The 18510-nt window shown below is 58.1% G+C and carries 17 protein-coding genes; 9 read left to right on the top strand and 8 right to left on the bottom strand.

Annotated elements, in window-relative coordinates; translation table 11 throughout:
• Positions 1-4 precede the first annotated feature (4 nt).
• Positions 5-934 carry a LysR substrate-binding domain-containing protein gene (locus tag IAE27_RS01920; protein WP_023329391.1) on the bottom strand — a complete coding sequence of 310 codons (930 nt, stop codon included), beginning with the start codon at positions 932-934 and terminating at the stop codon, positions 5-7.
• 171 nt (positions 935-1105) lie between these two features.
• Here IAE27_RS01920 and IAE27_RS01915 point away from each other — a divergent pair, with 171 nt between their 5' ends.
• The 7 genes from IAE27_RS01915 to IAE27_RS01885 are packed head-to-tail and all read left to right on the top strand — an operon-like array spanning position 1106 to position 7575.
• A complete protein-coding gene (locus IAE27_RS01915) occupies positions 1106-2056 on the top strand; it encodes a branched-chain amino acid ABC transporter permease (protein ID WP_032705050.1) in 951 nt (316 codons plus the stop codon).
• Between the two features lie 10 nt (positions 2057-2066).
• Positions 2067-3173: a branched-chain amino acid ABC transporter permease gene (locus IAE27_RS01910; protein WP_004111103.1), complete on the top strand. Its 1107-nt coding sequence runs from the start codon at positions 2067-2069 to the stop codon at positions 3171-3173.
• Positions 3170-3937 (top strand): ABC transporter ATP-binding protein, encoded by a 768-nt coding sequence (locus IAE27_RS01905; protein WP_016809094.1) that lies wholly within the window; start codon positions 3170-3172, stop codon positions 3935-3937. Before IAE27_RS01910 ends, IAE27_RS01905 begins: the two co-directional genes overlap by 4 nt.
• Entirely contained in the window at positions 3930-4649 is a 720-nt protein-coding gene (locus IAE27_RS01900; RefSeq protein WP_004111101.1) for an ABC transporter ATP-binding protein, read from the top strand. The genes IAE27_RS01905 and IAE27_RS01900 overlap by 8 nt, the downstream gene beginning before the upstream one ends.
• Before the next feature lie 27 nt (positions 4650-4676).
• Positions 4677-5834, top strand: a complete 1158-nt coding sequence (locus tag IAE27_RS01895) for a branched-chain amino acid ABC transporter substrate-binding protein (protein WP_023320490.1) — start codon at positions 4677-4679, stop codon at positions 5832-5834.
• Positions 5835-5851: 17 nt separating this feature from the next.
• A complete protein-coding gene (locus IAE27_RS01890) occupies positions 5852-6334 on the top strand; it encodes an L-2-amino-thiazoline-4-carboxylic acid hydrolase (RefSeq protein ID WP_004099867.1) in 483 nt (160 codons plus the stop codon).
• Positions 6331-7575: a Zn-dependent hydrolase gene (locus tag IAE27_RS01885; RefSeq protein ID WP_004111098.1), complete on the top strand. Its 1245-nt coding sequence runs from the start codon at positions 6331-6333 to the stop codon at positions 7573-7575. The genes IAE27_RS01890 and IAE27_RS01885 overlap by 4 nt, the downstream gene beginning before the upstream one ends.
• Positions 7576-7620: 45 nt before the next feature.
• On the opposite strand, the gene IAE27_RS01880 is transcribed toward IAE27_RS01885, so the two are convergent.
• From IAE27_RS01880 to IAE27_RS01865, 4 genes are all read right to left on the bottom strand, one after another.
• Positions 7621-8643, bottom strand: a complete 1023-nt coding sequence (locus tag IAE27_RS01880) for an ABC transporter permease (protein ID WP_024273870.1) — start codon at positions 8641-8643, stop codon at positions 7621-7623.
• Between the two features lie 19 nt (positions 8644-8662).
• Positions 8663-10147, bottom strand: a complete 1485-nt coding sequence (locus IAE27_RS01875) for a sugar ABC transporter ATP-binding protein (RefSeq protein WP_135800047.1) — start codon at positions 10145-10147, stop codon at positions 8663-8665.
• A 24-nt stretch (positions 10148-10171) separates the two neighbouring features.
• On the bottom strand, positions 10172-11095 hold the full coding sequence (locus tag IAE27_RS01870) for a sugar ABC transporter substrate-binding protein (protein ID WP_004099858.1): 924 nt from the start codon (positions 11093-11095) through the stop codon (positions 10172-10174).
• 449 nt (positions 11096-11544) lie between these two features.
• Positions 11545-12564, bottom strand: a complete 1020-nt coding sequence (locus IAE27_RS01865; protein WP_004099857.1) for a LacI family DNA-binding transcriptional regulator — start codon at positions 12562-12564, stop codon at positions 11545-11547.
• A 103-nt stretch (positions 12565-12667) separates the two neighbouring features.
• Here IAE27_RS01865 and IAE27_RS01860 point away from each other — a divergent pair, with 103 nt between their 5' ends.
• Positions 12668-13675, top strand: coding sequence for a Gfo/Idh/MocA family oxidoreductase (locus tag IAE27_RS01860; RefSeq protein ID WP_200091643.1), 1008 nt, complete (start codon positions 12668-12670; stop codon positions 13673-13675).
• Between the two features lie 43 nt (positions 13676-13718).
• Here the strand turns inward: IAE27_RS01860 and IAE27_RS01855 are convergent, their stop codons facing one another.
• Positions 13719-14750 (bottom strand): Gfo/Idh/MocA family protein, encoded by a 1032-nt coding sequence (locus tag IAE27_RS01855; RefSeq protein ID WP_004111092.1) that lies wholly within the window; start codon positions 14748-14750, stop codon positions 13719-13721.
• Between the two features lie 161 nt (positions 14751-14911).
• On the opposite strand from IAE27_RS01855, the gene IAE27_RS01850 reads away from it, so the two are divergent.
• Complete coding sequence (locus IAE27_RS01850; RefSeq protein ID WP_063864552.1) at positions 14912-15784, top strand: extended-spectrum class A beta-lactamase OXY-2-6; 873 nt, start codon at positions 14912-14914, stop codon at positions 15782-15784.
• 162 nt (positions 15785-15946) lie between these two features.
• Here IAE27_RS01850 and IAE27_RS01845 read toward each other — a convergent pair whose 3' ends face one another.
• Both IAE27_RS01845 and lysS read right to left on the bottom strand, forming a co-directional pair.
• Positions 15947-16360 (bottom strand): hypothetical protein, encoded by a 414-nt coding sequence (locus IAE27_RS01845; RefSeq protein WP_016808759.1) that lies wholly within the window; start codon positions 16358-16360, stop codon positions 15947-15949.
• Between the two features lie 334 nt (positions 16361-16694).
• A complete protein-coding gene (gene lysS, locus IAE27_RS01840; RefSeq protein ID WP_004099849.1) occupies positions 16695-18212 on the bottom strand; it encodes a lysine--tRNA ligase in 1518 nt (505 codons plus the stop codon).
• Positions 18213-18510 lie beyond the last annotated feature (298 nt).

Raw genomic sequence — 18510 nt, 5'->3', positions numbered from 1 at the left:
AATATCAGCCGAAGGCCTGCTGACGAAGCCAGCTTTGTAATAGTTTGCCATTGGGGGTCATCTCGCTATCCTGGCGCACGCAGAGATAATAATCCCGGCCATCATCTATTGCCGCATCGAAGATTTTCACCAGCTCGCCGCTCTTCAGATAGGGAGCGATCAGCGGCTCGCGCATTAGCGCACAGCCCAGCCCGGCCTGTACGCCCGCCAGGGTTAGCAGACCATCCTCAAACATCGGCCCGGTCGATCGCGGCGGGCGCTTCACTCCCTGCTGCACAAACCACTGGTTCCACGTGGTGCGCTCCTCATCATGCAGCAGCGGCATCTGCAACAGCTGTTCCGGGGTATCAATATGCCCATGGAGGCGGAGAAAAGCCTGACTGCATACCGGAACCATTCTGCCGGAGATCAGCTTTTCGCTTTGATAGCCAACCCAGTGACCGTTGCCAAAGCGGATCGACATATCGGAAGCGTCGCTAAGATAGTTGCGGTGGTTGGCGTAAACCACGTTGATTTCGGTATGCGGATTCGCGTGCACGAATGACGGCAGCCGGGGAATAAACCAGCCCATGCCAAACAGCGGGATCAGGCTGATCGTCACCTGCTGGGTTTGCACCTGATCGACCAGGTGCTCAGTGGCCTGACGCAGCACGTTAAACGCCGCGCGGATCGAGCGGTAATACTCTCGCCCCTGCTGGCTGAGGGTCAGCCGTCGCCCCTGACGTTCGGTGAGCGGGATCTGCAAATAGCTTTCCAGCACTTTGAGCTGATGGCTGACCGCCGAGGGCGATATTGCCAGCTCCTGCGCCGCCAGGGTTACGCTGCCGAGGCGTGCGATCGCCTCGAAGGCGCGCACCGCCCGCAGCGGGGGATCGTTGGCCAACGTACTCTCCGACCAGCTAACCGGCCCCTCTGATTGTTCTGTTTTTTTCATATGTTGATTTTCTTAGCGCATTTCGCTATCCGATGCATTATTTAATTATATTTAAAATCATAAAGATAGTTAACCACACATTTATAATAAGAAAGAATATATGCGTATTTTACAATTTAATTCATTTGTTGGATGGTAGCTATTATTTGAGCATCTTGTCGGAACAATCAGTTGGACACACTCATACAACAAATCATCAACGGGGTCATGCTCGGCAGCATCTACGCCCTGATCGCGCTCGGCTACACCATGGTGTACGGCATCCTGCGCATTATTAACTTTGCCCACGGCGATATTCTGATGGTCGGCGCGTTGACCACGCTTTCCGGGATGCACGCGCTGAACGCCCATTTCCCCACTTTGCCGCCGCTGGCGCAGCTGGGGCTGGCGCTGCTGCTGGCCATGGCGGTCTGCGCCCTGCTGGCGATGGCGGTCGAACGCTTTGCCTACCGCCGCCTGCGCAACGCCCCGCGCCTGGCGCCGCTGATCTCCGGGATCGGCGTCTCGGTACTGCTGCAAACCGTGGCAATGATCGTCTGGTCGCGTAATCCGCTGATGTTCCCGCAGATCCTGTCAATGGATGCCATCGCCGTGACCCACGGCAGCGCAGCGCATCCGCCGGCTCTCGTTACCGTCACCGGAATCGTCACCGTCGCGCTGGCCTTCGCGGTGATGCTTGGCCTGTGGCTGCTGGTGGAGTACACCCGTTTAGGTCGCGGGATGCGCGCGGTAGCGGAAAATCCGCGCATCGCCACGCTAATGGGCGTAAACCCTAACGCAATTATCGCCCTCACTTTCGCCATCGGCGGCATATTCGCCGCGCTGGCTGGCGTCATGATGGCCAGCAACTACGGTAATGCCAGCTTCTCCATGGGCTTTCTGCCCGGCATTAAAGCCTTTACCGCCGCGGTGCTCGGCGGCATCGGTAATATTCGCGGCGCGATGATCGGCGGCCTGCTGCTGGGCCTTATCGAATCTCTTGGCGCAGGCTATCTCGGGGACCTGACCCACGGCGTCTTCGGCAGCAACTACCAGGATATCTTCGCCTTTATGGTGCTGATCCTGGTGCTGGTCTTCCGCCCGGCCGGTTTGCTCGGCGAACGCGTCGCGCACCGGGCTTAGGAGAAAAATCATGACAACGGCACAACTCGATACGCCTGTCGTCTCCCGCCGCTTCTGGTCCGGGATGACCCTGTTGGTCTGCGCGCTGCTGGTCGCGCCGATGGTCGCCAGCCAGCTCGGCGGCAACTACTGGGTGCGAGTCATCGACTTCGCCCTGCTCTACGTTATGCTGGCGCTGGGGCTGAATATTGTGGTCGGCTACACCGGCCTGCTGGATATGGGCTTTATCGCCTTTTACGCCGTCGGCGCGTATCTGGCGGCGCTGCTGGCCTCGCCGCATCTGCTGGACGTCTTCCCGATTTTAAATAGCTGGTTTCCGGACGGCCTGCACACCTCCTGGCTGGTGATTATTCCGCTCGCCGCGCTGGTGGCGGCAGGCTGCGGTATCGTGCTGGGCGCGCCGACGCTCAAGCTGCGCGGCGATTATCTGGCCATCGTCACCCTCGGGTTCGGTGAAATTATTCGCATCCTGATGCGCAACCTCGACCGTCCGGTCAACATCACCAACGGCGCAAAAGGCATTTCCGGGGTCGATTCGCTGAATCTGTTCGGCCTCAAGTTTAGCGGCGTCTATCACTGGTTTGGTTTTAAAGTCCCGGCGCTGTGGCTGTGGTACTACCTGCTGATGCTGGCGATCGTGGCGATTATTTTCGTCTGCCTGCGGCTACAGCATTCACGCATTGGTCGGGCCTGGCACGCGATCCGCGAGGACGAAGACGTCGCCCGCGCGATGGGCATCAACCTGCGTAATTACAAACTGCTGGCTTTCGCTATCGGCGCCTCATTCGGCGGCGTGGCGGGCGCGCTGTTCGGCGCATTTCAGGGCTTTGTTTCGCCGGAATCCTTTACCCTGCAGGAGTCGATTGCGGTCCTGGCGATGGTGGTGCTGGGCGGGATGGGGCACATCCCCGGCGTGATCCTCGGCGCGGTGCTGCTGACCGCGCTGCCGGAACTGCTGCGCAGCCAGGCGGCGCCGGTACAGCAGGCGCTGTTTGGCGAAGTGCTGATTGACCCGGAAGTATTGCGCCAGCTGTTCTACGGTCTGGCGCTGGTGCTGGTCATGCTGCTGCGCCCGCAGGGCATCTGGCCCGCGCGACATCAAGGAGCAAAAGCATGAGCCTGTTAAGCGTACGCCATATGACCAAGCGTTTTGGCGGTCTGACGGCGGTCGACAACGTATCGCTGAGCATCAACGAGGGCGAAATCTACGGCCTGATTGGCCCCAACGGCGCGGGAAAAACCACCTGTTTTAATCTGATTACCGGGCTTTACCCGGCGGACAGCGGCGAGTTCGCTATCGGCGGCGAAGCCTATTTTCCGAAGAATATTGAGAAAGTGACCGCCGCAGGGATCGCCCGCACTTTTCAGAACGTGCGGCTGTTTAACGACATGTCGGTGCTGGAGAACGTAATGGTGGGCCGCCACGTGCGCACCCGTAATGGCCTGTGGGCCGCGCTCTCCCGCCATAAACGCGCCCGCGCCGAGGAAGCGCAAACCCGCGAGCTGGCCTGGCACCTGCTGGATTATACCGGTATCGCGCAGTTCGCCCACTACCGCGCCTGCGACCTCGCCTACGGCCACCAGCGGCGGCTGGAGATTGCCCGCGCGCTGGCGACCGATCCGCGACTGTTAGCGCTGGATGAACCAGCGGCCGGGATGAACGCCGCCGAGAAGATGGCCCTTGGCGAACTGCTGCTGCGTATTCGCGACGACGGCAAAACGCTGCTGATGATTGAGCATGACGTCAAGCTGGTGATGGGGATCTGCGATCGCCTGATGGTGCTGGATTACGGCAAAACGTTAACCAGCGGCACGCCGGATAGCGTACGCCGAGATCCGGCGGTGATCGCCGCCTGGCTGGGAGGCAGCGCCCATGTCTGATTTATTAACCGTTAACCAGCTTAGCGTCCACTACGGCGGCATCCAGGCGGTGCGCGACGTCTCATTCAGCGTGAAAGAGGGCGAGCAGACCACGCTTATCGGCGCCAACGGCGCGGGCAAAAGCTCCACCGTCCGCGCCATTACCGGGCTGGAACCCTTTAGCGGCGAAATTCTGTTTAACGGCAAACCGATACGCAAACGTCGGGCCGAATCCCTGCTGCGCGAAGGACTCGTGATGGTGCCGGAAGGACGCGGCATCTTTGCGCGCATGACGGTGCTGGAAAACCTGCAAATGGGCGCCTGGCTACGACGCGACGCGACGGCGGTCAAACAGGAGATGCGCGCCATCTTCGCTAATTTCCCGCGCCTCGCCGAACGCCAGCATCAGCTGGCGGGGCTGCTCTCCGGCGGTGAACAGCAGCTGCTGGCGCTCAACCGCGCCCTGCTCAGCCAGCCGCGCCTGCTGATCCTCGACGAGCCGTCAATGGGCCTGGCGCCGCTGATGGTCGAGAACATTTTTCGCGTTATCGCCACCCTGCGCCAGCGCGGCGTCGCGCTGCTGCTGATCGAGCAGAACGCACGCCTGGCGCTGGAGGCGACCGACAGCGCCTGGGTGATGGACAGCGGCAGCATCGTCGAGCGCGGTCAGTCGCAAACGCTGCTGGCCGACGATCGTATTGCACAGATTTATTTGGGCGAAATGCCCGTTTAACACACCAACCAGCATCAGGGAAAAACAATGAAAACCGTAAAAATCAGCGCGCTCAGCGCCGCTATTCTGCTCAGTGGTTTTGCCTCATCCGCCGCGTGGTCCGCGGCCAGCGAAACCGTCATTATCGGCCTGGCAGGCCCGCTCACCGGCCCTTCCGCGCGTATCGGCAAGGATCTGGAAAACGGCGCGCAGCTGGCGATTGACGATATCAACAAGCAGCACCCGACCATCGGCGGCAAGGCGGTGACCTTCAAGCTGCAATCGGAAGACGATCAGTCCGACCCACGCACCGCCGTCGCCGTCGCCCAGCGTCTGGTGGATAGCGGCGTCGCGGGCGTCGTCGGCCACTGGAACACCGGCACCAGCATTCCCGCTGCGCGGGTTTACCACGATGCGGGCATCGCCCAGGTCGCGCCGGTCGCCACCGGGCACGCCTACACCAAACAGGGTTTCGACACCAGCTTCCGCGTGATGGGCCACGACGATGACGGCGGACAGTTTGCCGGACAGTACGCGGTACAAACCCTGAAGGCCAAACGCATCGCGGTCATCGATGACCGTACCGCCTTCGGCCAGGGGCTGGCGGATGAGTTTATTAAGTCGCTGGAAGCGCAGGGAATCAACATCGTCGACCGCCAGTACGTCGATGACAAAACCGTCGACTTCAGCGCCGTGCTGACCGCTATCCGCAGCAAAAACGCCGATCTGATTTTCTTTGGCGGCGTCGATAGTCAGGCCGCCCCGCTGGCGCGCCGCATCAAACAGCTGGGCATGAACGCCACCCTGATGGGCGCAGGCGGCTTCGTTAGCCAGACCTTCCTCCAGTTGGCGCAAAAAGAGGGCGACGGCGTGGTGGCGCTGGAGCCGGGACTGCCGGTTGAGCAGATGCCGGGCGGTAAAGCCTTCGAGCAGGCCTACCAGTCGCGCTATCACACCCATATCGAACTGCACGCGCCGTTCGCCTATGACGCTACCCGCGTGCTGGTCGCGGCGATGGAAAAAGCCGACTCCGTCGATCCCGCCGACTATCTGCCCGCCCTGCGCGCCATTAACTACGCCGGCGTGACCGGACAAATCGCCTTTGATAAAGAGGGCAACCTGAAATCGCCAACCTTTACCGTTTATAAAGTCGTCGACGGCAAATGGCAGCCGCAAACCGTACTCGGCGGCGCAACAACGAAGTAACGCAGTGAGGCAATGTGATGAGTGATAATAACGAGCTGGGCATTCTCGCCCGCCGCAAAATTGAAGCAGAAATAATCAAGCCGATTTACGACATCCTGGTGCGGGAAATAGGTAAGGCTCGCGCCCAGGCGGTCATCGGCGAAGCGATTGAAAACGCTGCGATTGAGGCGGGGAAAGCCTTTGCCCGCCAGGAGCCGAACGGCGCGGATATTCGCAGCTTTGTCGCGCTGCAGTATCTGTGGGAAAAAGATAACGCCCTGGAGGTCAAGGTACTGGACGCCGACGACCAGCAGTATAACTACAACGTGAACCGCTGCCGCTACGCCGAGATGTACCACGAAATGGGCCTCGGCGAGATTGGCCATCTGCTCTCCTGCGCCCGCGACGATAAGTTTATCGTCGGCTATGCCCCGGATGTGGAGCTGACCCGTACCACCACCATTATGCAGGGTGGAAAGTGCTGCGACTTCCGCTATCGCGTGAAAAAGGATAAGCCATGATAACCGTCAACGGCGCACGTCTGTGGTCGACGCTCAACGAGATGGCGCAGCTCGGCGCCACGCCGGCGGGCGGCGTGACCCGACTGGCGCTTAGCGAAGAGGACCGCCAGGCGCGCAATCTGCTGCGCCAGTGGGCGCGTGAAGCTGGCTTCCCCTGCGAAGTCGACAGTATGGGGAATATGTTTATTCGCCGCTGCGGTAAACATTCGCATCTGCCCCCGGTGTTGACCGGTTCGCACGTCGATTCCCAACCGCTCGGCGGCCGCTATGACGGCATTTACGGCGTCCTCGCCGGGCTGGAGGCGCTGCGCACGCTGAACGACCGCGGCATTGCGACCGAACGCGATATCGTGCTGGTGAACTGGACCAACGAAGAAGGGGCGCGCTTTGCCCCGGCGATGCTGGCGTCCGGCGTCTGGGCCGGGCAGTTTAGCGAGTCCTTCGCGCTCGCCCGCGAAGATCGCGACGGCATCAGCGTCGGCGAGGCGCTGGAGGCTATCGGCTATCGCGGGGAGCGTCCTGCCGCCGCCTGCCCGCTCCACGCCTGCTACGAAGTGCATATCGAACAGGGGCCGATTCTGGAAGAAGAAGGCGTTGATATCGGCCTCGTTCACGCGGCAATGGGCCAGCGCTGGTTCAACGTCACCCTGGAGGGCTTTTCCGCCCACGCCGGAACCACGCCGATGGGCAGCCGCCGCGACGCGCTGACCGCCTTCGCCGAGCTGGCGCTGGCGGTGGAGCAAATCGGCATCGCCCATAATCCAGACGGGCGCGCGACTATCGGGATGGCGCAGGTCATTCCGGGATCGCGCAACGTAGTACCGGGAGGCGTGGCGTGCAGCGTCGAATTTCGTCATCCGCAATCCCCGGCGCTGGAAGCCATGGAACGGGCGCTGCATCGTGCCGCTGAAGCGCTGGCGGCGCGCGGCGTGGCGGCAAACGTCGAGCGCATTTTTGATTATGCGCCCATTGCTTTTGATCGCGAGTGTCTGGCGCGCAGCCAGCGAGCGGCGGACGAACTGGGCTATAGCGCGCGAACCATGGTCTCCGGCGCCGGTCACGATACCTGCTATATCAGCAAGGTCGCGCCCGCCAGCATGATTTTCATTCCCTGCGAGAAGGGAATTAGCCATAACGAGGCGGAAAATATTCTGCCCGCGTGGGCCGAGAAAGGGGCTAACGTGCTGCTCAACAGTTTACGCCTTGCCGCCGATGAGCTGCCCGCTCGCAGCGCGACGTAAAACGCGATACAGCCCACGCCAGCCAGGGCCGTGGGCTATTGCCGATCAATGCTTTTTGCGGTTGCGGCGCATATCGATAGTCACCGCCGCGACGATAATGATGCCTTTAATAATATCCTGCACGTAGGCGTCAACGCCGACAAAGGTAAACCCGCTCTTAATCAGGCCGAGGATCATGGCGCCGATTAAAGTGCCGGTGATGCGCCCTACCCCGCCCATCAGGCTGCTGCCGCCGATAACCGCCGCGGCGATCGCATCCAGCTCGTAGGACATTCCCATGCTCGACTGGCCGCTGCTGACGCGCGCCGCCAGCACTACGCCTGCAAGGCCGGAGAGCGCCCCGGCGATGGTATAGACGATCACCAGGTATTTATTCACGTTGATACCGGAGACCTTCGCCGAGGTCATATTGCCGCCGATAGCATAAACGTATTTACCGTAGCGGGTATGCTTCAGGGCGATGTGGAAGACCGCAGCAACGACGAAGAAAATAATCACCGGCATCGCGCCCTGACCGATGGCGGTGAAGCTGTCGGATAAGAAGCTAATCGGGTTGCCCTGAGTGTAATACTGCGCCAGACCGCGCGCCGACACCATCATCCCCAGGGTGGCAATAAACGGCGGGATGCCGGTGCGGGTCACCAGAAAACCGTTGGTTAAGCCGCACAGAAGACCGACGCCGATGCCGGCGCCAATCGGGATTATCGCCGGCATATTGACCAGCGACGGGAACATCGGCGACAGGCTGTCGGAGGTTTGCGCGAGGCTCGCCGCCACCACGGCGGCGAGCGCGATCACCGAACCGGAGGAGAGGTCAATCCCGGTGGTAATAATGACCTGAGTAACCCCGACTGCGATAATACCGATAATCGCTACCTGTAAAACAATTAATATCAGGCGATTGGTGTTTAATAAAAAGGACTGGTCGCGGACGTACCAGCCGGCAATTTCAAAAGTCAGGGCAATCACCAGCATGACGATAAATATGCCGGTATCTTTCGGCAGCCGGTGGCGTAATTGCCCAAAGAAAGAGGGTTTCTCATCGATCGGGGTCGCCGTTATTTTCATATTGCTCATTCTCTGTGCCTCAATGGGATGCCAACGACAAAATGGTTTCCTGATCGGCGTCCTCTTTATCGAGGATGCCGGTAATCCGACCTTCATGCATCACCATCACCCGGTCGCTCATCCCGAGGATTTCAGGTAATTCAGAAGAAACCATAATGACCGCCACGCCGCGGTTGGCCAGTTCGCTAATCAGATGATATATTTCCGCTTTCGCCCCGACGTCAATTCCGCGGGTCGGCTCATCGAGAATGAGTATTTTCGGCTGAGCCAGCAGCCAGCGGGCAATAAGCACCTTCTGCTGATTGCCGCCGCTAAGGTTATTAATAATCTGATCCATGGTGGGGGTTTTAATATTCAGGCGGCGGATCTGCTCCATGCAGTCCTCGGCCATTTTGAGGTGCTGAACAAAACCGGTTTTACCGATATATTCCGGCATTTTGACGATACTCATATTCTCCAGCACCGACAGTACGAGGAACAGGCCGGACTTTTTGCGGTCTTCCGTCAGCAGCGCCATCCCTTTTTCAATCGCCGTTGAAGGCGAATCAATAGTGACCGGCACACCGTCAATCAGCACTTCGCCGCTATCGGCTTTCTCCATGCCGAACAGGCTTTCCATCACTTCGCTGCGCCCGGCCCCCACCAGCCCCGCCACGCCGAGGATCTCCCCGCGGCGCACGCTAAAGTTGATATCGTGAAAGACCCCCTTGCGCGACAGGTTGCGCACGGTCAGCACCTCTTCGCCAATGGTATTATTGAATTTGGGAAAGAGCAGGGTAAGCTCCCGCCCGACCATCCGGGTAATCAGCGACTGGCGGGTAAACTCGGTGGTAGGTTGACTTCCTACCCAAGTGCCGTCGCGAAATACGCTGATCTCATCGGTAATGGTGAAAATTTCATCCATCTTATGGCTAATATAAATAATGGCTTTTCCCTGCTGGCGTAAATCGCGAATAATGGTAAACAGATGCGCCACTTCGCTCTCGGTTAATGCCGAGGTCGGTTCGTCCATAATCACAATATCCGCATTCCACGAAACCGCTTTGGCAATCTCCACCATCTGCTGGGCGGCGATACTTAATTCCCCTACCAGGCGATCGGCGGATAAACGAATATTCAGTTTATTCAGTAGTTCCTGAGTCTGCCGGGCAAGCTGGCGATGATCGACGAAACCGTATTTCATCGGCTCGCGGCCGAGCCAGATATTTTCCGCCACCGTCATATGCGGTACCAGATTAAGCTCCTGATGGATCATCGAGATCCCGGAGCGCAGCGCGTCCATCGTATCCTGAAACTGGACCGGCTCCCCTTTGACGCGGATCGCGCCCTGATCGGGACGGTAGATCCCGATCAGGCATTTCATCAGCGTGGATTTCCCGGCGCCGTTTTCGCCCATCAGCGCGTGCACCGTCCCCGGACGCACGCGTAATGAGACGTTGTCGAGCGCCTTCACGCCGGGGAAGAATTTGCTGATCCCTTCGGCTTCAAGTGCAAAAGCGTTCATACTTCACCTCCGTACCCTGAATGACTATTTCTGGTTGCGATTGATGAATTCAGCCATGTTGTCTTTGGTGATCAGCTGGTAAGGGACGTCGATGACCTTTTCCACTTTTTCGCCATTGGCCAGCTTAATAGCGGCATCTACCGCGCCTTCGCCCTGCCCTTTGGCATCCTGGAAAATCGTGGCGATCATCTTGCCGTTTTTAAGCATTTGCAGGGCATCTGGCGTTCCGTCCACCCCGGCAATCAGGATATGGTTGGGGTTTTTCCCCAGCGCCTGCAGCGCACCGATGGCCATTTCATCGTTATTGGAGGCGATCGCCTGAATGTCTTCGCCGCTGGTCATCCAGTTGCTGACTACGTCAACGGCGTCGTTACGCATAAATTTGGCGGTCTGCTTCTGCACGATTTTGATATCGGGGTATTTCGCCACCACCTCTTCGACCCCTTTGGTCCGGTCGCGGGTCGATTCATTCGCCAGGTCGCCGAGCAGAATGGCGACGTTGCCCTTGCCGTTCATCGCTTTGGCTAGCGCTTCCATCTGTAAGCGCCCCGCCAGCACGGAGTCGGAGCCGACGTAGGCCATTTTATCGGTCAGCTGCGCCTGCGGACGACGGTTAACGAAGATCAGCGGAATGCCCGCTTTGGTCGCCTGGTCCATAATCGGTTTGACCGCGTTGGTATCGACCGGGTTAACGATAATGGCGTCGACGCCCTGGCCAATAAAATTCTGCACCTGCTGTAGCTGCTGCGAGACGTCGCCTTTCGCATCTTCCATCTGGGACTTCACGCCCTCTTTTTGCATCTCTTTTTGCATGGCGGTGCGCAGAATGGTCAGGAAGTTGTCATCAAAAAGCGCCATAGAAACACCGACCGAAATATCTTTCGCCATCACGACCGCTGGCAGCATGCAGGCTATCAAAGAGGCAACAACCGTTTTCTTGATATTCATAGTTGATCCTTTATTCACAGGTACATCGGTTAGGTAAGGTAAAATGAAAAATTAGTTTCATTAATTGTGCATTAAGCGCCTGCTTTTTCAGCGTTTCGGAAAAACAGGCTTCGCGCTACGTCATTTTTTAATGCCGACCGCCATCACAAAATTCAGTTGTTTTAAAATGATTTTCTGAAACATCAGTCCATTTATAACGAGATGAAAATTACAGACCGTTTATTTCATTAACAACACATATGAAACTTTTATAAGTAAATAACCGAAATGAAAATTTTAAAACTGCGTGTTAACAGAACTTTGACACACATCTAACATTGACGCATAAATGCGCAAAAAATGAGAGGCAGGCGACGGTTTGCCGCCCGGCGCGGCGATAGCGGCAGCGGTTTAAAACGGGACAGGAGATACGGTGTAAAAAGGGATGTCGCCCGGCAGGCCGCGGGCGCTCAGTCGACGTTTTCAGCGCTATAGAGGATAAACTCGACCTTGCCGTCACGAAAGAGATGGGGCTGATAGCCGGTTTCCAGGTGGCGCAGGGCCAGCTCCACCGCCAGCCTGGCATGCTGATGAGGATTTTGATCGACCGTCAACGCCATCCCACCCTGCGCCAGCTGTTCGCGGGTGGTGCTATAGCGTTCATGAGTAATCCAACAGCACTTACCATAACGGCGATGGCGGGCCAGCGCCTGCGCCACCAGACTATTGCCCAGACCGGTATTGTAGATGCCCACCGCGTCGCGGTTACGGTTCAGGGCTTCTTCCAGCAAACGGTCGATCCGCTGCCGGTTATCCTCACCCGCCAGCACCTCACCAAGCTGCAGATGCGGAAAGCGCTGGCTTATCACCTCGCGAAATCCCTGAATCCGCGAGCGGTGGGCGCTGAAATCCTGACGACCGCAGAGCATCAACACTTCCCCGGGCTGATGGGCCATCAACCCCATCATCATGCCCGCGGTACGTCCCGCCTGCTGCTGATCGATTCCCACATGGCAAAGCCTCTGCGCGCCGGGCAGGTCGGTGACCAGCGTAATTACCGGTACGTTTGCTTCGCGACACTGGCGCAGGGCTTCATAGACCAGCGGATGTTCGTTGCCGAAGACAATTATCGCATGGCGCTTTTTACTGCTGCGAAGAAGGCTTTTCGCCAGTTTTTCCGGGGAGGATTCCGCCACCAGCGTGCGGTGCAGCGTCAGTCGGCGATAGCCAAGGCTATCCGCCACGTCGGCGAAATCCTGCGTCAGGCGAGAGAAAAAGCGCGAGTCGTTAGCGCTCAGGAACACTTCGATTTGCCAGGGCAGACGACGTTCTTCCGGCAAAATACGCTTTAAACCGGCTTCACGCGCCGCCTGCAGCACCCGGCGCGTGGTTTCCGGCGACACGCCGCCGCGTTCGTTAAGCACCCGGTCAACCGTCGCCACGCCCACGCCGATCCGTTTAGCCAGCGCCGCCAGTGAAATGCTTTTCATCGTTCCCCTCACCCATGATGGAAATCCATCAAAACGCCCGTGTTGGTCAGTGTAGCAAACAGATTAATTTGGCAACGCTAAATCCCTCTTTCTGGAGAATAAAATGACCTGCATTCGTTTTGCGTTATTAGGCAGCGGTTTTATAGGCCAGGTTCACGCCGCCAACCTCGCTCGCCATGAGCGAACCGTTCTGGCCATGGTGGCGGACGCCGAGCCCGAGCGGGCGAAAACGCTGGCCTCCCGCTACGCCGCGCGGGCAACCACCGTCGCCGAGGCCATCAGTAGCGATGCCATTGATGCGGTGCTCATCGCCAGCTCGACCCCTTCACATGCGGAACTGCTGGAGGCCGCAGCGCGCGCCGGGAAGGCCGTTTACTGCGAAAAACCGATCGACCTTTCGCTGGCCCGTGCGCGCCAGGTTGTCGACAGGGTTTTGCCGCTCGGCGTGCCGGTGACCGTGGGCTTTAACCGCCGCTTTGACGCCAGCCACCAGCAGCTGCGTCGCCAGGTCGAGGCTGGCGTTATCGGTAAAATTGAACTGGTGCAGATGGTGTGCCGGGCATCGGTTATGCCGCCGCTGGCGTATCTGCGCAGCTCCGGCGGCCAGATGCGCGACCAGGCAATCCACTTTTTCGATCTGCTGCGTTTTCTTACCGGCGATGAAGTGACAACGGTTGCCGCCATGGGAGAGGCGCTGGCGCTGCCGGAGCTCGCCGGGATCGGCGATGTCGATACCTCCATTCTCATGCTGCGGATGCGCGGCGGCGCGCTGGCGCAGCTGGACAACACCCGGCGCACCGGCCACGGCTACGATGAACGCATCAGCCTGCTCGGCCCGGAGGGCGTACTGGAGTCCGGCAGTCAGGCCTCGCGCGGCGTGACGCTGTGGCAGGGAGCGCGCTGCATTCAGCCCGGCCTCTATCCGGACTGGTTCAGCCGCGTCGAGGAGTCGTACTACGCGCATCTGGATACTTTTGTCCGCTCGTCAGGCGGAGAAGAGGAGCCGGACCTGCCGGGGCTGCTGGACGGGCTGCGGGCGCAGGCTATCGCCGAAGCCGCCGTGCTTTCCCTGCAGCAAGGGCAATTTGTCAGCGTCGAACCGCTGGCGTAAAAAAGCCCCGTATGCGGTCGGCATACGGGGCAACGGCGCGCCGTTAACGCTCCTCGTTAAATATTACGCCAATCTGCCGCCGCACTTCATCCATGACGCTCAGGTTTTCCAGAACTCTGGTCAGCGGGCGAATCGGCGAATCCGTGAGCCCTTGCCCCACGCACCAGGCAAAATGTTCGGCCTGATAAAACAGCTGGTCGTAGCGGTTGCGCGGCTCTTCCCAGCGCAGTACCTGTCCCCCCTGGCTGGCGGCGAGGGTAAAATTCCCCGGCGCATAGAATTGCCCGTCAAGGACCAGGGTCGCGTCGCGCCCGGCCACCACCGCGCCGCCCGGCGTATTGCTGAATAGCGTGGTGTTGAGCAATCCCTGTAAGCCGTTTTCCCAGTTAAACAGCATCGAAATTTGCCCATTGATGCCCCTTTGGGCGGGGCGCCCGCGGGCGACAATGTCCTGCGGCACGCCGCCGACCATCACGCTGAATGAGGTCAGATAGCTGCCGAGATCCATCATCGGTCCACCGGCAAGATCGGCATTAAAAATGCGATGATCCGGAGTAAAATATTCACCGTGATCGGCGAGCAGCGTATGCAGATCGCCCAGCGCGCCGTCATCCAGCAGCTGGCGAATCACGTCATATTTCGGCGCGTAATCGCACCACATCGCCTCCATCGCCAGCTTCCCCTGTTTCAGGGCTTCTGCTTTTAGCGCCGCGCCTTCCCGCCGGTTCAGCGCAAACGGCTTTTCAATCAGTACATGTTTGCCCGCCTGCAGAACCCGCAGCCCGTCCGGGAAGTGGTGGTTATGCGGGGTGGCAACGTAAACCGCATCAATATCCGGCCGCGCCAGCATCTCGTCCACCTGAGCGTAAGCCTGCGGAATCCCCCAGCGGGCGGCAAAGCTATCGGCCTTTTGTTGCGTCCGCGAGGAGACGGCAACCACCCGCTGGCGGCTGAGCTCTTTTAACGATTTCACAAAGCGCTCGGCAATCCAGCCGGGGCCAATAATGGCCCAGCGCAGCGAGGGGATCGCCGCAGCGGCAGGATGGCGCGGTTTCGGTAACTGTGACGGGAACATAGCGGCTCCTTATTTTTATGGGTCTGGCGAGACACTATAAGCAGGCGCTGGAAGGACAAATATCGAATTGATGATGGAATTCCATCATCAATAAATTGCTTGTCAAAATAGCGGGAGTCGCAGATAGTCCGCTGCGACTTATCACTCTCAAGGAATCAGAAATGATAAAAAGTTCGTGGCGTAAAATTGCAATGCTAGCCGCCGCCGTTCCGCTGCTGCTGGCGAGCAGCGCACTGTGGGCCAGTACCGATGCTATCCATCAGAAGCTGACAGATCTCGAGAAGCGTTCAGGCGGCAGGTTGGGCGTGGCGCTAATCAACACGGCAGATAATTCTCAAATCTTATATCGCGGCGACGAGCGTTTTGCCATGTGCAGCACCAGTAAAGTGATGGCCGCCGCCGCGGTATTAAAACAGAGCGAAAGCAATAAAGAGGTGGTAAATAAAAGGCTGGAGATTAACGCAGCCGATTTGGTGGTCTGGAGTCCGATTACCGAAAAACATCTCCAGAGCGGAATGACGCTGGCTGAGCTAAGCGCGGCGACGCTGCAATATAGCGACAATACGGCGATGAATCTGATCATCGGCTACCTTGGCGGGCCGGAAAAAGTCACCGCCTTCGCCCGCAGTATCGGCGATGCCACCTTTCGTCTCGATCGTACGGAGCCCACGCTGAATACCGCCATCCCGGGCGATGAGCGTGATACCAGCACGCCGCTGGCGATGGCTGAAAGCCTACGCAAGCTGACGCTTGGCGATGCGCTGGGCGAACAGCAACGCGCCCAGTTAGTCACCTGGCTGAAAGGCAATACCACCGGCGGGCAAAGCATTCGCGCGGGCCTGCCTGAAAGCTGGGTGGTCGGCGATAAAACCGGCGCCGGAGATTACGGCACCACCAATGATATTGCGGTTATCTGGCCGGAAGATCACGCTCCGCTGGTATTAGTCACCTACTTTACCCAGCCGCAGCAGGATGCGAAAAACCGCAAAGAGGTGTTAGCCGCAGCGGCAAAAATCGTGACCGAAGGGCTTTAAGCCGGGAACAGGCCCGTTCTGCAACACTCTGCACTCTGCTCCCGGGGGCGGCGCTCAACGCGCCTTGCCCGGGCTACGGGTTCATTGCCGTCTGCAGGCCGGTAGCCCGGACAGGCGCAGCGCGCCGCCTCCGGGACAGCCTGAACAGACAGCCGCCAAATATTAGTCGGTGATTTTAAACGTCAGCGCATAACCGCTGGTTTTACCTTCATCACGCGCGCCGCCCATCTGATAGACCCGCACCGTATATTGACCGCTGACGGCCAGACGCTGCTCAAAGGTATCTCCGCTCATTGAACCGTTATAAATGGAATTATTATCAGGCGCGATAACATTAAAATAAGGATGCGGCCACGGGCTCGTCATGCTGATATGCATCATCTGGCCCGCTTTCGCCATCAGCGTAAAATCATTGACATCGTTCCCGGTCACGGTACTTTTTATTATCGTACCGCTGCTGCCTTTATCAAAATGGACGGCATTACTGTTTATTTTATCACTTGCCATTGATAACACTGACGCTAATAAATAACTTGCACAGATCACGCTGCCAACAATTAGCTTTATTTTTTTCATTTAATTAACACCTTATGTTTTTTATGCGCGCTGTTATAGCATATAAGATGCATGGAGTAAGCTACTTCTAAATAGAGTTCCGTATTTAAGGTTTAAAATCCGGAGCGGTATTTTAAAAAATCGCTATGCCTGTTCATCAGAAAAGGGGGAAATTTCGTACGTAATACAGCCTCGGAGATCGCTGCGATAGTTTTCCTAATCGCAATCCTGCTTCCTTATAACCTGCTGTAAGGCAGCGGGTTAACTCTTGATGAAATGCGAGTGCAGGATGAAAGTCGCTTTGCAAGTGCTAAAAAACCCCGGCAGGCCGGGGTTTTGCTTTCACGCCACGCAATCACTTCTGCGGGCGCATTGCCGGGAACAGGATCACGTCGCGGATGGTATGGCTGTTGGTAAACAGCATCACCATGCGGTCGATACCAATGCCCAGGCCAGCGGTCGGCGGCAGGCCATATTCCAGCGCGGTGACGTAGTCTTCGTCATAGAACATCGCTTCGTCATCCCCCGCCGCTTTGGCGTTGACCTGGTCCTGGAAACGCTGCGCCTGATCTTCCGCATCGTTAAGCTCGCTAAAGCCGTTGCCGATTTCACGCCCGCCGATAAAGAACTCGAAGCGGTCGGTGATTTCCGGGTTCACGTCGTTACGGCGCGCCAGCGGCGAAACCTCCGCCGGATACTCGGTGATAAAGGTCGGCTGGATCAGATGCGCTTCCGCGACTTCATCGAAAATTTCGGTGACGATACGCCCCAGTCCCCAGCTCTTCTCAACGTGAATACCGATGGATTCCGCCAGCGCTTTTGCCGCATCGAAGTTATCCAGATCCGCCATCTCGGTTTCCGGACGGTATTTCTTGATCGCTTCGCGCATGGTCAGTTTTTCAAACGGTTTGCCGAAGTCGAACACCTGGTCGCCGTACGGCACTTCGGTTTTACCCAGCACGGTCTGCGCCAGCGTGCGGAACAGAGACTCGGTCAGTTCGATCAGATCTTTATAGTCCGCATAGGCCATATAGAGTTCCATCATGGTGAACTCTGGGTTATGACGTACGGAAATACCTTCGTTACGGAAGTTACGGTTGATCTCGAATACCCGTTCAAAGCCGCCGACCACCAGCCGTTTCAGATACAGCTCCGGCGCGATGCGCAGATACATATCCAGATCGAGCGCATTATGATGGGTGATAAACGGACGCGCGGAAGCGCCGCCGGGGATCACCTGCATCATCGGGGTTTCCACTTCCATAAAGCCGCGCGCAACCATGAACTGACGCATGGTGGCGAGGATCTGCGAACGCACCTTGAAGGTGTGGCGTGACTCTTCGTTGGAAATCAGATCCAGATAGCGCTGACGATAGCGCGCTTCCTGATCCTGCAGGCCGTGAAACTTGTCCGGCAGCGGGCGCAATGCCTTGGTCAGCAGGCGCAGCTCGGTACAGTGAATGGAGAGTTCGCCGGTCTGGGTTTTAAACAGCTTGCCGCGGGCGGCGATGATGTCGCCGAGATCCCATTTCTTAAACTGTTCGTTGTAGACGCCTTCCGCCAGATCGTCGCGCGCGACGTACAGCTGAATGCGGCCGCCGACGTCCTGTAAAGTGACGAAAGAGGCTTTACCCATTATACGGCGAGTCATCATGCGGCCAGCCACGGAGACCTCGACGTTCAGAGAGGTGAGCTCGTCGTTTTCCTTACCATCGAACTCCGCATGAAGCTGGTCAGAAGTGTGGTCACGGCGAAAATCGTTCGGGAACGCCACGCCCTGCTCGCGCAGCGCGGCCAGTTTTTCACGACGGGTTTTCAGTTCATTATTAAGGTCAATTGCCTCATCGGCACCTTGTGCTTGTTGTTCAGACATGTTGGTTCCTCATAACCCTGCTTGCAAACTTGCTTCGATAATTGAACCAGGTACTATCCAGCGCGGTCTGTCCCGGTGACGACACCAAAGAATAATCTTCAGGAGCCTGGCTTCAATTCCGGCTGATTTCACTCAGCCATCGCTTCAGTAACACTTTTTTATCTTCGGCTTCCGCGCTCGCCAGAATATCCTCCTCCTGTTCAGTAAAGGGTGCAAGGAGCGGCTTGTCGCTCCGCTGTTGAGGTTGCCGATCCCCGGCTCGCGGCGTAAACGCCTTAGCCGGGCTACCAGGCAGCAC

Origin of the sequence: Klebsiella sp. S69, assembly GCF_016516145.1 — a bacterium.
Classification (GTDB): domain Bacteria; phylum Pseudomonadota; class Gammaproteobacteria; order Enterobacterales; family Enterobacteriaceae; genus Klebsiella; species Klebsiella oxytoca.
This window is presented reverse-complemented; position numbering and strand designations above follow the sequence as displayed.

Coding starts and splice junctions, on each gene's coding strand:
- IAE27_RS01845 (WP_016808759.1), bottom strand. CDS start 16,360: ATGAAAAAAATAAAGCTAATTGTTGGCAGCGTGATCTGTGCAAGTTAT.
- IAE27_RS01865 (WP_004099857.1), bottom strand. CDS start 12,564: ATGAAAAGCATTTCACTGGCGGCGCTGGCTAAACGGATCGGCGTGGGC.
- IAE27_RS01860 (WP_200091643.1), top strand. CDS start 12,668: ATGACCTGCATTCGTTTTGCGTTATTAGGCAGCGGTTTTATAGGCCAG.
- IAE27_RS01855 (WP_004111092.1), bottom strand. CDS start 14,750: ATGTTCCCGTCACAGTTACCGAAACCGCGCCATCCTGCCGCTGCGGCG.
- IAE27_RS01910 (WP_004111103.1), top strand. CDS start 2,067: ATGACAACGGCACAACTCGATACGCCTGTCGTCTCCCGCCGCTTCTGG.
- IAE27_RS01900 (WP_004111101.1), top strand. CDS start 3,930: ATGTCTGATTTATTAACCGTTAACCAGCTTAGCGTCCACTACGGCGGC.
- IAE27_RS01850 (WP_063864552.1), top strand. CDS start 14,912: ATGATAAAAAGTTCGTGGCGTAAAATTGCAATGCTAGCCGCCGCCGTT.
- IAE27_RS01880 (WP_024273870.1), bottom strand. CDS start 8,643: ATGAAAATAACGGCGACCCCGATCGATGAGAAACCCTCTTTCTTTGGG.
- IAE27_RS01875 (WP_135800047.1), bottom strand. CDS start 10,147: ATGAACGCTTTTGCACTTGAAGCCGAAGGGATCAGCAAATTCTTCCCC.
- IAE27_RS01905 (WP_016809094.1), top strand. CDS start 3,170: ATGAGCCTGTTAAGCGTACGCCATATGACCAAGCGTTTTGGCGGTCTG.
- IAE27_RS01920 (WP_023329391.1), bottom strand. CDS start 934: ATGAAAAAAACAGAACAATCAGAGGGGCCGGTTAGCTGGTCGGAGAGT.
- IAE27_RS01870 (WP_004099858.1), bottom strand. CDS start 11,095: ATGAATATCAAGAAAACGGTTGTTGCCTCTTTGATAGCCTGCATGCTG.
- IAE27_RS01895 (WP_023320490.1), top strand. CDS start 4,677: ATGAAAACCGTAAAAATCAGCGCGCTCAGCGCCGCTATTCTGCTCAGT.
- lysS (WP_004099849.1), bottom strand. CDS start 18,212: ATGTCTGAACAACAAGCACAAGGTGCCGATGAGGCAATTGACCTTAAT.
- IAE27_RS01890 (WP_004099867.1), top strand. CDS start 5,852: ATGAGTGATAATAACGAGCTGGGCATTCTCGCCCGCCGCAAAATTGAA.
- IAE27_RS01885 (WP_004111098.1), top strand. CDS start 6,331: ATGATAACCGTCAACGGCGCACGTCTGTGGTCGACGCTCAACGAGATG.